13 protein-coding genes are annotated in these 13,763 nt (G+C 55.4%); 9 read left to right on the top strand and 4 right to left on the bottom strand.

All coding sequences use genetic code 11. From position 1 onward, the window contains the following. The first annotated feature begins 474 nt into the window (after window positions 1-474). From qseE to glnB, 4 genes are all read left to right on the top strand, one after another. A complete protein-coding gene (qseE, locus tag ACTJJA_RS14920) occupies window positions 475-1,902 on the top strand; it encodes a two component system sensor histidine kinase QseE/GlrK (RefSeq protein ID WP_108416744.1) in 1,428 nt (475 codons plus the stop codon). A 1-nt stretch (window position 1,903) separates the two neighbouring features. Continuing rightward, window positions 1,904-2,656, top strand: coding sequence for a two-component system QseEF-associated lipoprotein QseG (gene qseG / locus ACTJJA_RS14915; protein ID WP_108416743.1), 753 nt, complete (start codon window positions 1,904-1,906; stop codon window positions 2,654-2,656). Then, window positions 2,653-3,990, top strand: coding sequence for a two-component system response regulator GlrR (gene glrR, locus ACTJJA_RS14910; RefSeq protein ID WP_100165739.1), 1,338 nt, complete (start codon window positions 2,653-2,655; stop codon window positions 3,988-3,990). Before qseG ends, glrR begins: the two co-directional genes overlap by 4 nt. 65 nt (window positions 3,991-4,055) lie before the next feature. After that, window positions 4,056-4,394: a nitrogen regulatory protein P-II gene (gene glnB, locus ACTJJA_RS14905; protein ID WP_003860685.1), complete on the top strand. Its 339-nt coding sequence runs from the start codon at window positions 4,056-4,058 to the stop codon at window positions 4,392-4,394. An 81-nt stretch (window positions 4,395-4,475) separates the two neighbouring features. Here the strand turns inward: glnB and hmpA are convergent, their stop codons facing one another. Beyond that, the gene (hmpA, locus tag ACTJJA_RS14900) at window positions 4,476-5,666 is read right to left on the bottom strand and encodes an NO-inducible flavohemoprotein (protein WP_440668550.1); all 1,191 of its coding nucleotides are present in this window, start codon (window positions 5,664-5,666) and stop codon (window positions 4,476-4,478) included. Between the two features lie 305 nt (window positions 5,667-5,971). Here hmpA and glyA point away from each other — a divergent pair, with 305 nt between their 5' ends. Then, window positions 5,972-7,225, top strand: a complete 1,254-nt coding sequence (glyA, locus tag ACTJJA_RS14895) for a serine hydroxymethyltransferase (protein ID WP_042714241.1) — start codon at window positions 5,972-5,974, stop codon at window positions 7,223-7,225. A gap of 54 nt (window positions 7,226-7,279) precedes the next feature. Here the strand turns inward: glyA and ACTJJA_RS14890 are convergent, their stop codons facing one another. Further along, a complete protein-coding gene (locus ACTJJA_RS14890) occupies window positions 7,280-7,702 on the bottom strand; it encodes a DoxX family protein (RefSeq protein WP_440668549.1) in 423 nt (140 codons plus the stop codon). Window positions 7,703-7,874: 172 nt separating this feature from the next. Here ACTJJA_RS14890 and ACTJJA_RS14885 point away from each other — a divergent pair, with 172 nt between their 5' ends. Continuing rightward, entirely contained in the window at window positions 7,875-9,014 is a 1,140-nt protein-coding gene (locus tag ACTJJA_RS14885) for a 3-phenylpropionate MFS transporter (protein ID WP_420984578.1), read from the top strand. On the opposite strand, the gene csiE is transcribed toward ACTJJA_RS14885, so the two are convergent. Beyond that, complete coding sequence (gene csiE, locus ACTJJA_RS14880) at window positions 9,015-10,292, bottom strand: stationary phase inducible protein CsiE (RefSeq protein WP_174340920.1); 1,278 nt, start codon at window positions 10,290-10,292, stop codon at window positions 9,015-9,017. 125 nt (window positions 10,293-10,417) lie between these two features. On the opposite strand from csiE, the gene ACTJJA_RS14875 reads away from it, so the two are divergent. Together ACTJJA_RS14875 and ACTJJA_RS14870 are read left to right on the top strand one after the other, a co-directional pair. After that, window positions 10,418-11,056: a DUF1007 family protein gene (locus tag ACTJJA_RS14875; protein WP_108416738.1), complete on the top strand. Its 639-nt coding sequence runs from the start codon at window positions 10,418-10,420 to the stop codon at window positions 11,054-11,056. Further along, window positions 11,047-12,027 (top strand): nickel/cobalt transporter, encoded by a 981-nt coding sequence (locus ACTJJA_RS14870; RefSeq protein WP_440668548.1) that lies wholly within the window; start codon window positions 11,047-11,049, stop codon window positions 12,025-12,027. The genes ACTJJA_RS14875 and ACTJJA_RS14870 overlap by 10 nt, the downstream gene beginning before the upstream one ends. 40 nt (window positions 12,028-12,067) lie before the next feature. Here the strand turns inward: ACTJJA_RS14870 and suhB are convergent, their stop codons facing one another. Beyond that, window positions 12,068-12,871, bottom strand: a complete 804-nt coding sequence (gene suhB, locus ACTJJA_RS14865) for an inositol-1-monophosphatase (protein ID WP_010434013.1) — start codon at window positions 12,869-12,871, stop codon at window positions 12,068-12,070. Between the two features lie 131 nt (window positions 12,872-13,002). Between suhB and trmJ the strand changes: the two genes are divergently transcribed. Next, the gene (trmJ, locus tag ACTJJA_RS14860) at window positions 13,003-13,731 is read left to right on the top strand and encodes a tRNA (cytosine(32)/uridine(32)-2'-O)-methyltransferase TrmJ (RefSeq protein WP_440668547.1); all 729 of its coding nucleotides are present in this window, start codon (window positions 13,003-13,005) and stop codon (window positions 13,729-13,731) included. Window positions 13,732-13,763: the final 32 nt, after the last annotated feature.

Below are 13,763 nucleotides of genomic sequence, written 5' to 3'. Positions count from 1 at the left end.
GTGTCGCAAAATTGCGACAATCCCGCTCCGTCGATGTCTCCAAAAGGTGACACTTAACTTGTTGATTTATATTGGTAGAAAAATCGTGGTCTAAAGGTGTTGTTAAATAGCGACACTTAGCCTGGAAATCATTCTGCCAACAAGTAATAGTTTGGATGTATAAAATTCTTTAAATTCATCATGTTAATTTATTGTTTTGCAAAATGGCATGGGTGTTGCATAATATTAATCAGTGGCTCATTCACCTTCTTATGTCAGCCCCTTCGGGACGCGCTACATAAACTTAGAATGACGCACAAAAAGGTGCCTGCCGTCCAACTACTGATCATAGCGATGCTTTATCAGGACAGGGCGAAACGTCGAGTTAGGCACCGCCTCATTCCACAACAAAGCCGGGTTTTTACCCGGCTTTGTTGTATCTGAAGGGCAGACTCAGTTACGCTCTGCGTAAACCCCCATTAAGAGAGTAATGCGTTGAAACGCTGGTCTGTTTTCCCTCGCTCCCTGCGACAGCTCGTCATGATGGCATTCCTGCTTATCCTGCTCCCTTTACTGATACTGGCGTGGCAGGCCTGGCAAAGTCTCAATGCGCTAAGCGCGCAGGCGGCATTGACGAATCGCACGACGCTAATTGATGCAAGGCGAAGCGAAGCAATGACTAACGCCGCGCTGGAGATGGAGCGTAGCTATCGCCAGTATTGCGTGCTGGACGATCGCACCCTGGAGCGGGTTTACCAGAATCAACGTAAACGCTACAGCGAAATGCTGGATGCCCACGCGGGCGTGCTGCCGGACGACAAACTCTACCAGGCATTACGTCAGGACCTGAACGATCTGGCTCAGCTACAGTGTAAAAATAGCGGCCCGGATGCCGCCGCCGCCGCGCGGCTGGAAGCGTTTGCTAATGCCAATACGGAAATGGTCCAGTCTACACGCACGGTGATCTTCTCTCGCGGGCAGCAGCTGCAGCAGGAAATCGCCGAGCGCGGTCAATTCTTCGGCTGGCAGGCGCTGGTCCTGTTTCTGGTCAGTCTTGCTCTGGTTCTGCTGTTCACCCGCATGATTATCGGTCCGGTGAAGGGCATACAGCGGATGATTAACCGTCTGGGTGAGGGGAAGTCTCTCGGTGATACGGTTGTTTTCACCGGGCCGCGCGAGCTGCGTTCAGTGGGTCAGCGGATCATCTGGCTTTCCGAACGTCTGGCGTGGCTGGAAACGCAGCGTCATCAGTTCCTCCGTCACATTTCCCACGAACTCAAAACACCTCTCGCCAGCATGCGAGAAGGCACCGAGCTGCTGGCGGACGAAGTGGCTGGCCCGCTGACCTCTGAGCAAAAAGAGATTGTCGAGATCCTCGATGACAGCAGCCGGAATCTGCAAAAGCTGATTGAGCAGCTGCTGGACTACAACCGTAAGCTGGCGGACGGGGCAGTGGTACTGGAAAATGTGGAGATTGCACCGATAGTGGATATGGTGATCTCCGCCCATAGCCTGCCAGCAAGAGCTAAAATGATGCATACCCAGGTCGATCTTAGCGAGCCCGCCTGTCTTGCAGAGCCCATGCTGTTTATGAGCGTTCTGGATAATCTTTATTCCAATGCGGTGCACTATGGTACTGAATCCGGTAACATTTATATCCGAAGCTACAGGGCGGGTTCCCGGGTGTTTATCGATGTAGCGAATACGGGCACCCCGATTCCGGATGAAGAAAAAACGATGATTTTTGAACCCTTTTTCCAGGGCAGTCATCAGCGAAAAGGTGCGGTAAAAGGAAGTGGTCTGGGCCTCAGTATTGCCCGCGACGGCATACGACGCATGCACGGCGAACTTAATATCGTCAGTGATGAACGGTCGGATGTGTGCTTTCGTATCGAACTGCCTCTTAAGCCGGAAAATCAATAAAATGAATCTAAGTCTGGTGAGTATGTCACACGTTTTTTTCCGCGCCGCACGCGCGATGTTTTCCCGCAATACCGTACGTCTAAGTCTGCCGTGTTTACTGCTGGCGGGGTGTGTGACCCATGCCCCGAAGAGCGCAATCAGTGAAAAGCCGGAAGAAAAATGGCCTGAAAATCAGCTGGCGGATTTCCTGACCACCCCCTGCGAGGGCATCTGGCACTTATCAGGACATGAAGTTGATACCAACCCGTTGTTTTGGCTACGTGGCATCGATTGTGCGCAGCGTCTGGAACCCGTAGAGGCACGGGCGCAAGCCACGATGTGGGGCGACAACGCATGGCAGGCGACCTTTAAACGTGCCATTCTGCTTGGCGATGCCAAAATCACGCCCGTGGAGCGCCGCACGAATATCACGCGTCTGGACGCGTTCAGCGCCAACATTCCTGCGCAGGTGCGGCCGATATATCAACTCTGGCGGGACGGTCAGGCATTACAGCTTCAGCTGTCTGAAGAGCGTTCTCGCTACAGCAAATTACAGCAGTCAACGGACGGCGAGCTTGATACGCTTCGCCAGCAGCAGAATTATCTGCGCACCCAGCTTGAGACCACCACGCGCAAGCTTGAAAATCTGACCGATATTGAAAGGCAACTGTCGACGCGAAAACCCGCAGGCAGCTATTTGCCAGATTCGTCGAAAGGAAATTCTGCCGCGTCGCCGGACGGTGACGCGCAGAAAGAAGAGGATGTGAAGCCATGACAAGCCGTAAACCTGCCCATCTCTTACTGGTCGATGACGATCCTGGGCTGTTAAAGCTGCTGGGAATGCGCCTGGTCAGTGAAGGCTACAGCGTTGTGACGGCGGAAAGCGGGCAGGAGGGGCTGAAAGTGCTCAGCCGCGAGAAGATTGATCTGGTGATCAGCGATCTGCGGATGGACGAAATGGATGGCCTGCAGCTTTTTGCAGAGATTCAAAAGCAGCAGCCCGGCATGCCGGTTATCATCTTGACTGCCCACGGCTCGATCCCGGATGCGGTCGCGGCAACCCAGCAAGGGGTGTTCAGCTTCCTCACCAAACCGGTGGACAAAGACGCGCTCTATAAAGCCATCGACAGCGCGCTGGAGCATGCCGCGCCTTCTGGTGATGATGCCTGGCGTGAGTCCATCGTGACGCGAAGCCCCGTCATGCTGCGTCTGCTTGAGCAGGCACGAATGGTGGCGCAATCTGACGTCAGCGTTTTGATCAACGGCCAGAGCGGTACCGGGAAAGAGATCCTGGCGCAGGCGATCCACAACGCCAGCCCGCGCGCTAAAAATGCCTTTATCGCCATTAACTGCGGTGCGCTTCCGGAGCAACTGCTCGAATCCGAACTCTTTGGTCACGCGCGCGGCGCCTTCACCGGCGCGGTGAGCAGCCGTGAAGGGCTTTTCCAGGCGGCGGAAGGCGGCACGCTGTTCCTCGATGAGATTGGCGATATGCCCGCGCCGTTGCAGGTGAAACTGCTGCGCGTGTTGCAGGAGAGAAAAGTGCGTCCGCTCGGCAGCAACCGCGATATCGACATCAACGTGCGTATTATTTCCGCCACCCACCGGGATCTGCCAAAAGTGATGGCGCGCAATGAGTTTCGTGAAGATCTCTACTACCGCCTGAACGTGGTGAACCTGAAAATTCCTGCGCTGGCCGAGCGTGCGGAAGATATCCCACTGCTGGCAAACCATCTGCTGCGCCAGTCCGCGGATCGCCATAAACCCTTCGTGCGCGCGTTTTCCACTGATGCAATGAAAAGGCTAATGACCGCCGGGTGGCCTGGCAACGTGCGCCAGTTGGTCAACGTGATTGAGCAGTGCGTGGCGCTGACGTCGTCGCCCGTTATCAGCGACGCGCTGGTGGAGCAGGCGCTGGAAGGAGAAAACACGGCGTTGCCGACCTTTGCCGAAGCGCGTAACCAGTTCGAACTGAACTACCTGCGCAAATTGCTGCAGATTACGAAGGGTAACGTGACCCACGCGGCGCGCATGGCCGGACGCAACCGCACCGAGTTCTACAAGCTGCTGTCGCGCCACGAGCTGGAAGCAAACGATTTTAAAGAGTAATGCCGTATGGTACTGTGAGCAATCGATTACGAGGCAGCTTACAGGCATGAGTTTAAGGACCCACCATGAAAAAGATTGATGCGATTATTAAACCTTTCAAACTGGATGATGTACGTGAAGCGCTGGCGGAAGTCGGCATCACCGGGATGACAGTAACGGAAGTGAAAGGTTTTGGTCGTCAGAAGGGCCACACCGAGCTTTACCGTGGCGCGGAGTACATGGTCGACTTTCTGCCGAAAGTGAAAATTGAAATCGTGGTCAGCGACGATATCGTGGATACCTGCGTGGATACCATCATTCGTACCGCGCAGACGGGCAAAATTGGCGACGGGAAAATCTTCGTCTTTGACGTGGCGCGCGTGATCCGTATCCGTACCGGCGAAGAAGACGACGCTGCGATTTAACATTGCCAACGGTTTTGTTGGCCGGGTAAGGCGCAGCCGCCACCCGGCGAAAAAAAGCCCCTCGAACGAGGGGCTTTTTCATTACAGCACCTTATGCGGCCCGAAACATTCGTAATGAATGTTGTTTTTGTTCACGCCCAACTCAACCAGCTGCTTCGCGGCATACTGCATAAACGCCACCGGCCCACAGACGTAAAACTGCATGTCCGGTGCGCTAAACGCCCCTTCATGCTGGCTTAAATTCATCAGACCTTCGCTGTCGAAGCGTGCGGCTGCGCGGTCAGCCTCCGTCGGCAGGCGATACCAGTTATGCGCGGTGAAGCGCGCCAGGGACGCCCCGAGCGTTTTCACTTCATCCGCAAAAGCGTGCACGTCGCCGTTCTCTGCGGCGTGGAACCAGTTTACCTGCGCGTCGTGGTTTGCTTTTGCCAGCGTATCGAGCATCGCCAGCATTGGCGTTTGACCGACACCCGCAGAGATCAGCGTCACTGGCGTATTGCCGTCAACGGCCATAAAGAAATCGCCCGCCGGCGCGGCCAGATGAACTACATCGCCTACGCTGGCTTCGTTGTGCAGCCAGGTTGAGACCTGACCGCCATCTTCGCGTTTCACCGCAATGCGATAGCCTTTACCGTTTGGCTTGCGGGTGAGGGAATACTGGCGAATTTCCTGATGCGGGAAACCTTCAGGCTTCAGCCACACGCCCAGATACTGGCCCGGCTGGTAGTCGGCCACAGGTTTACCGTCCACCGGCTCAAATTCAAAGCTGGTAATCAATGCACTGCGTGGGGTTTTCTCGACGATGCGGAACGCGCGCGTGCCTTCCCAGCCGCCGTTCTTGCTGGCGTTTTCGCTGTAGATTTGCGCTTCACGGTTGATAAACACGTTTGCCAGCACGCCGTAGGCTTTACCCCACGCGTCCAGCACTTCCTGGCCCGGGCTGAACATTTCGTCCAGCGTCGCCAGCAGGTGGCCGCCAACGATGTTGTACTGCTCAGGCTGGATCTGGAAGCTGGTATGTTTCTGCGCAATCTTTTCTACCGCAGGCAGCAGTGCCGCCAGGTTTTCGATATTGCTGGCGTAGGCTGCGATGGCGTTAAACAACGCTTCACGCTGGTCGCCATTGCGCTGGTTGCTCATGTTGAAAATTTCTTTGAGCTCCGGGTTGTGCGAGAACATACGATCGTAGAAATGCGCGGTGAGTTTAGGGCCAGTTTCCACGAGCAGGGGAATTGTGGACTTAACGGTAGCGATGGTTTGAGCGTCGAGCATGAGCGCGTCCTTCTGATGTCACATTTAATGATGTATTTTAAATGCATCTTATAAAAAATAACCCTGCGTTGTAAATGGTTCTTTGCAAGATGAAAAATATGCATCACAAACCTGAAAAGAAATCCGTTGAAAATGATGAGAGCTTTATTCCTCAAACCCTTGCGTGGCGTGGAGGGAAACGTTTGCGTAAAATCGTTTGTCAAGACCTGTTATCGCAGAACTATTCAGTTATACTGTTGCCCGTCGTCCAACAGGACTGCCTTTTCAGGCCAAAATTTACTTGTTAGCTGAGTCAGGAGATGCGGATGTTAAAGCGTGAAATGAACATTGCCGATTATGATGCCGAACTGTGGCAGGCTATGGAGCAGGAAAAAGTACGTCAGGAAGAGCACATCGAACTGATCGCCTCCGAAAACTACACCAGCCCGCGCGTGATGCAGGCGCAGGGTTCTCAGCTGACCAACAAATACGCTGAAGGTTATCCGGGCAAGCGCTACTACGGCGGTTGCGAGTACGTTGATATCGTTGAGCAGCTGGCGATTGACCGTGCGAAAGAACTCTTTGGCGCAGACTACGCGAACGTGCAGCCGCACTCAGGCTCTCAGGCTAACTTCGCGGTCTACACCGCGCTGCTGCAGCCGGGCGATACCGTTCTGGGTATGAACCTGGCGCAGGGCGGCCACCTGACTCACGGCTCCCCGGTTAACTTCTCCGGCAAACTGTACAACATCATCCCTTACGGTATTGATGAGTCCGGTAAAATTGACTACGAAGACATGGCTAAGCAGGCCAAAGAGCACAAACCGAAGATGATCATCGGTGGCTTCTCTGCTTACTCCGGTATCGTTGACTGGGCAAAAATGCGTGAAATCGCAGACAGCATCGGTGCTTACCTGTTCGTTGATATGGCGCACGTTGCGGGTCTGATCGCGGCAGGCGTTTACCCGAACCCAGTTCCACACGCTCACGTTGTGACCACCACCACCCACAAAACCCTGGCGGGTCCACGCGGTGGCCTGATCCTGGCGAAAGGCGGTGACGAAGATCTGTATAAGAAACTGAACTCTGCCGTGTTCCCAAGCGCGCAGGGCGGCCCGCTGATGCACGTTATCGCCGCAAAAGCGGTAGCGCTGAAAGAAGCGATGGAGCCAGAGTTCAAAGTTTACCAGCAGCAGGTTGCTAAGAACGCTAAAGCGATGGTGGAAGTGTTCCTGAGCCGTGGCTACAAAGTGGTGTCTGGCGGTACTGAAAACCACCTGTTCCTGCTGGATCTGGTTGATAAGAACCTGACCGGTAAAGAAGCTGACGCAGCCCTGGGCCGCGCCAACATCACCGTGAACAAAAACAGCGTGCCAAACGATCCGAAGAGCCCGTTCGTGACCTCTGGTATCCGTATCGGTTCTCCGGCAGTGACTCGCCGCGGCTTCAAAGAAGCGGAAGTGAAAGAGCTGGCAGGCTGGATGTGTGACGTTCTGGACAACATCAATGACGAAGCGGTTATTGAGCGCGTCAAAGGTAAAGTTCTGGATATCTGCGCACGCTTCCCGGTATACGCATAATCCCTCTGCTTTGCAGAAATAAAAAAGGCCGCGCTTGCGGCCTTTTTTTATGGGCTAACGTCGGTCAAGAGATATGGCCCCCGGTCCCACAATCGCCAGCAAAATAAACGCACCGGCAATACTCACATTCTTATAGAAGTTAATCATGTTCGGCACAACCGCATCACCGGTCATATCCCAGTAATGGTGGCCTATCACCGCCGTTACCAGCGTATAAAAGACAAAGAGCACCGCGATGGGGCGGGTGAAAAAGCCCAGCACGATCAGAATTGCCGCGGGGACCTCCATCACCACCGCAATAATCGCGGCCAGCATAGGCATGGGGGCGCCGAGTGACGTCATATACTGAACGGTGCCGCTAAACCCCGTGAGTTTGGGATAGCCAAAAATAATAAACAGGACAACGATAGCAATACGGGCAATCAAAAGCAGGAAAGAACGTGAGGAGCCGAAATCGAAATAACGTAAGCTGTTCATGGCAAACGACCTCTTCAGGCGATGTTCTTTAAACGTAATACAATTTTGCCGCTCTCGCCATACGCCGACCAGCTGTCCATGATGTTAATTTATCGTTAATTTATAGCGCGCTAACGACTTGCTAAAGTGCAGGATAAACGCCAGACTATCGCCTCCATTTCGGGAGGGATTCATGGTCTTGCATTCCACGCGCTGGCTGGCGCTCAGCTACTTCACCTACTTCTTTAGCTACGGTATTTTTCTGCCTTTCTGGAGCGTCTGGCTCAAGGGAATCGGTCTCACCCCTGAGTCCATCGGCGTTCTGCTTGGCGCAGGACTGGTGGCGCGTTTCCTGGGCAGTCTGCTGATTGCGCCGCGCGTCAGCGATCCCTCCTTACTGATCAAGGCCGTGCGCATACTTGCGCTACTCACTCTGGTCTTTGTCGCCTGCTTCTGGGTGAGTCAGCAGTTTGCCTGGCTGATGGTGGTCATGGTTGGCTTCAACCTGTTCTTCTCACCGCTGGTGCCGCTGACGGATGCCCTGGCGAACACCTGGCAAAAGCAGATCACCATGGACTATGGCCGCGTGCGTCTCTGGGGATCGATTGCGTTCGTGATCGGCTCGGCGCTGGTGGGTAAGCTGGTCAGCCTGTACGACTATCACGCCATCCTTGCGTTACTGAGCGTGGGTATTGCCTCCATGCTGCTGGGGATGCTGTTGCGTCCGTCGGTAATGCCGCAGGGCGAAAGCCGTCACCAGGAGAGCGCAGGCTGGCCGGCCTGGCGGAGCCTGGTGGCACAAAGCTGGCGTTTTCTGGCGTGCGTTTGCCTGCTTCAGGGGGCGCATGCGGCGTACTATGGGTTCAGCGCCATCTACTGGCAGGGGGCGGGCTACTCTGCTTCTGCGGTAGGCTACCTGTGGTCGCTCGGCGTCGTGGCGGAAGTGATCATCTTTGCGCTCAGTAAAAAACTGTTCCGTCGCTTCGGCGCGCGCGATTTGCTGCTGCTTTCTGCCGTGTGCGGCGTGGCACGCTGGGGGATTATGGGCTGGACGACCGAACTACCGTGGCTGATTGTGGCGCAAATTCTGCACTGCGGTACCTTTACCGTGTGCCACCTGGCGGCGATGCGCTACATCTCTGCGCGTGAGGGTGGGGATGTGATTCGACTGCAGGCGGTCTACTCTGCGGTGGCAATGGGCGGCAGCATAGCCGTGATGACGGTCTTTGCAGGCTTCCTGTATCAGCACCTTGGGCACGGCGTATTCTGGGTGATGGCGCTCGTTGCGCTACCCGCAATGATCGTTCGCCCCAAAGTGACGGCACGCGCGTAACTAGGATTCCAGCATCGCGCGAATATGTTCTTGCTGCTGCGCGTTCAATGTCTCAACGGCATGGATCAGCGGCGGCGAGAACAACGGCAGGGCGGTTGGGTAAGGGGTGATCACCAGCGCAGCTTCACGGGGTGCTCCTCCCTTCTGAAACGCGTGCAGGGTCAGATAACGAATATTGAGCGGCAACAGCGTCAGCTCGCGCAGCTGCTGCTCAATCAACGCTTCACATGCTTTATCTTCCCCGGTCAGTAACACCACCTGTTTTTCATGCAGATCGGTCTCCTGCATCAGCCAGGCACCAAAAATCACCGCCACCAGGCTCATCTCTTCATCGGAGAAACGCAGCCCGAACTCTGCTTCCAGCTCAAACAGCGCCTCTTTGGTGGTGCGTAACAGCCGCGGATAAAGCCGATGAATCTCTTCCGGCAGGCTGTTATCGATGCCGATTTCAAACAGTGAGCGATCTAACGCCTGAGCAAGATGGATATAAAGCTGATCGGTCAGCCCCTGTTCATCGCTAAAATTCATCCCGGTTTGGGCCCGAAAGCGCGCGATCATCCGCACTATGGTGCGGCGCAGGCGTTGATCCTGCTGATGTCTGTCAAGCACCGGGTCGGGGGTGCGCAGCATCATAAACAACAGCGCGAGGAACAGCTGTTCATCGCTGTGCGTTCCCTGCGGAACGCGCCGTTTCCAGTGGCGCACGATTTCCTGCGCGGTGAAATATTCCCCTCTCGATTGCGTCCAGCTGCGCTGAACGTGGGAAAACTGCGGCGTATTGCCCAGATGATGCTGGATCAGACAGTATTGCAAAAACAGCTGTAAAAACTGTACGTCGCGGCAGTCAAACGGACGCTGAAGCTTTCGCGAACAGAAGTTGATCAATGCTCGCAGGTTGGTGTCATCATAGAGTGGACGAGCGATGCCCTGCTGTTTAAGTGCGGTTTTAAGCGCGGGAGTAAACTGGTGAGAGACGAACTGCGGGCAAAGCCGAAGTGCCCTGCGCAGCCAGTGCAGCAGGCATAAACGCTGATTCAGGACCGAACCTTCAATTCGGTAGCTGCCGTCGAGGTGCGTGACGATATCAAGCCGATGATAGCGCTGGATTTCATCGCGCGTCTCGGCTATATCTTGCCGTGCCATTGCGTCGTCCACGCCATTGGCAGCGATTATGCTCTGTGCGGTGACGGCAGCATCGGGCAGGTAAAGCATCAAAAGCACCTGGCAGCGGCGCTGCGAACTGGAAAGCACAGATGGAATTTCAAGCGTCGTCATCATCTGTCGGGTATCCAGTGTGAATGTTTGATAAGAATAGCTAAAGGATGAGCGCTGAAAAGCGCGCCGGCAGGCCTTTCATTCAGGATTGCTGGGGAACATCACAGAATTTTTGACGTGAGGAATTGATGCAAATAGTTAAACAAAGCGCGATGGCGTTATTTTTGGCGGTTATCACCTTTGCCGTCAGCGCACATCCTCACAGTTTTATCAGCCTGAAAACCGAGCTTGTGACGGACGGCACGCAGCTCAGCGGCCTGAAAATGCGCTGGACGATGGATGAAATCACCTCGGCGGATCTGCTCTATGATGCGGGAAACGCAAAGCCTGGCGATGAGATCTGGAAAAAGCTGGCGGCAGAAGTGATGGCCAACGTGCTCGGTCAGCACTATTTCACCGAGTTCTGGCATAACGGGCAAAAGGTCAAATTTCTTAACCGGCCCACGGAATACGGTATGACGCGAGACGGGCATCAGGCGGTGCTGACATTTATTCTCCCGCTGGCACACCCTCAGCCGCTGGCAGGGCAAAAGTATCGTTTCTCCACCTTTGACCCCACCTACTATGTCGATATGAGCTACGCCGAGGACAGCGACGTGCAGCTTCCGGCATCGCTACAAAAGAAATGTAAGCTTACCGTCCACACGCCAAAGCCCAGCGAAGAGACGCTGAACTTTGCGGTCTCTCTCGACAAAGAAGATGCGCCGCCGGAGGACATGGAGCTGGGTAAACAGTTTGCGCAGGAGGTGACGTTACAATGTCAGTGATCTCCTCTTCGCACCAAAAACCGCGCCGCTGGCTTCATCTCTGGCCGCTGGCGCTTTTTCTCCTGCTCGCCGTTTGCGGTTCGCTCTGGCTGTGGCAGGCCTGGCCGCAGGTGATGATGAAAAGCATCATCTGGCAGCGTGAAGTCAATCAACAGATGAGCGGGCTGCTGAAGGCGGTGGCGGAGAATCCGACAAAAGCGGGCGGTTCCCTGCTGGCGTTTAGCTTTATCTATGGTGTTCTGCACGCGCTGGGGCCGGGGCACGGCAAAATTGTCATCACCACCTGGCTTGCTACCCATCCGTCGAAGTTGAGATCGAGCATTGGCCTGACGCTGGCCTCCTCGCTGCTGCAGGGCGGCGTGGCGATTGCGCTCGTCGTGATAGTCCTTTCACTCTTACAGCTGCCTGCCCGTCAGCTACACATGAGCAGTTTCTGGCTTGAAAAAGGGAGCTATGCGCTGGTGGGCGTGCTGGGGCTGATCCTCTGCTTGCGGGCGCTCAAAAAGCTGCGCGTGCTGCTGCAAAAGCCGAAATTCAAGACCTTTACGCCGCACCACGTTCATAATGAAAACTGCGGATGCGGGCATCAGCATCTGCCCACGCAGGAACAATTACAGAACGGCGACGACTGGCGCGCGCGGCTGATGATTGTTCTCTCGATGGGTATGCGCCCGTGCTCGGGGGCGATCATGGTGCTGCTGTTCAGTAAGGTAATCGGCGTGTTTGGCTGGGGAATGCTGTCCGCGCTGGCGATGGCGGCAGGAACGTCTCTCACCATTTCGTCTTTAGCGCTGCTGGTACACAGCTTCCATCAGCTGGCGGTTAAACTCAGCGGCAATAAAACGCCGGTGCTGTGGCGACAGGTAGGGTGGACTACGCTCGCGCTGGCGGGCGGGGTGATTCTGCTGGTGGCGGCGGTGACGATGTGGATGAGTGCGGTGCCGGTGGGGAGGGGATTGCGGCCATTTTAGTTGGGATCCCCTCTCCCACAGGGAGAGGAGATTTTCGGCATTAGCGCTTCAGCGCATCGCTCAGTTCTTCACGCATGTTTGCCAGCATGGCTTTAACAACGCGTGGGTTACCTGCAACGATGTTGCCGGTGGTCATGTAGTTGTGGCCGCCGGTGAAATCGCAAACAATCGCGCCTGCTTCACGTGCGATCAGCTCGCCCGCCGCAAAGTCCCACGGCTTCAGTGACAGCTCGAAGTAACCGTCAACGCGGCCGGTCGCAACGTAGGCCAGATCCAGCGCTGCAGAACCGGTGCGACGGAAATCTGCGCATTCGGTGAACAGTTTGCCCAGGATATTCATATAGGTCGTCGCGTGCTGTTTCGCCTTGAACGGGAAACCGGTCGCCAGAATGGTGCCATCCAGATCGCGTGCATTGCTGCAGCGCAGGCGGTAGCCGTTCAGCTGTGCGCCCTGACCGCGGGTAGCGGTGAACAGTTCGTTACGCATTGGATCGTAAACAACGGCGACTTCAGTACGGCCTTTAATGCGTACTGCGATAGACACAGAGAAATGTGGCAGGCGTTTGACGAAGTTGGTGGTGCCATCCAGTGGATCGATAACCCATTGAACATCCTGATCGGTACCTTCATGTTCACCGCTTTCTTCGGTGATGATGGTGTGCTGTGGGTAAGATTTGCGGATTGTTTCGATAATAATCGCTTCTGCGGCTTTATCGACGTTAGTCACGAAATCATTGCTGCCTTTCTGGCTGGTTTCTACGGAGTCTGGGGTTTCGTAGTGTTTGGCAATTACATTACCCGCCTTGCGCGCTGCGCGCACGGCGATGGTCAGCATCGGATGCATCGGTCTCTCTCACTGGATGTTAAAGAACAGGAAAATCGGCGCAGAGTATAGCAGCGGGATCGGATTATGTCTCCCGTTTATGATAATATGCCCGAATATTCTTCAGACACAGAATCCAGACATCTAAAATTATGCTGCAAAACATTCGAATCGTGCTGGTCGAAACATCGCACACCGGCAACATGGGCTCCGTTGCCCGCGCTATGAAAACCATGGGCTTAACGAACCTGTGGCTGGTTAACCCGCTGGTAAAACCAGACTCGCAGGCCATCGCCCTGGCGGCCGGTGCCAGCGACGTGATCGGCAACGCCCAGATCGTCGATACCCTTGATGAAGCGCTGGCTGGTTGTAGCCTCGTTGTCGGCACAAGCGCGCGCTCCCGCACGCTGCCGTGGCCGATGCTGGACCCGCGCGAATGCGGCCTGAAAAGTGTCGCAGAAGCGGAACAGGCACCGGTTGCGCTGGTATTTGGCCGCGAGCGCGTTGGCCTGACCAACGACGAACTGCAGAAGTGCCACTACCACGTAGCGATTGCCGCCAACCCGGAATACAGCTCGCTGAACCTGGCGATGGCGGTGCAGGTTATCGCCTATGAAGTACGTATGGCATGGCTGGCGACGCAGGAGAAAGAGCGTACCGAGCCTCAGGAAGAGAGCGCCTACCCGCTGGTGGACGACCTCGAGCGCTTCTACGGTCACCTTGAGCAGACGCTGCTCTCAACCGGCTTTATCCGCGAAGGTCACCCGGGACAGGTGATGAACAAGCTGCGCCGTATGTTTACCCGCGCGCGTCCGGAAAGCCAGGAGCTGAACATCCTGCGCGGGATCCTGGCGTCCATTGAGCAGAAGAATAAAGAATAGAGTTGTCTGTTCGCCGGGTGGCGCTGCGCTTA

It is taken from the genome of Enterobacter sp. 22452, from assembly GCF_052045065.1.
GTDB lineage: Bacteria > Pseudomonadota > Gammaproteobacteria > Enterobacterales > Enterobacteriaceae > Enterobacter > Enterobacter mori.
Note: the sequence above shows the minus strand (reverse complement) of the source record. Positions and strands in the feature narration are given on the sequence as shown.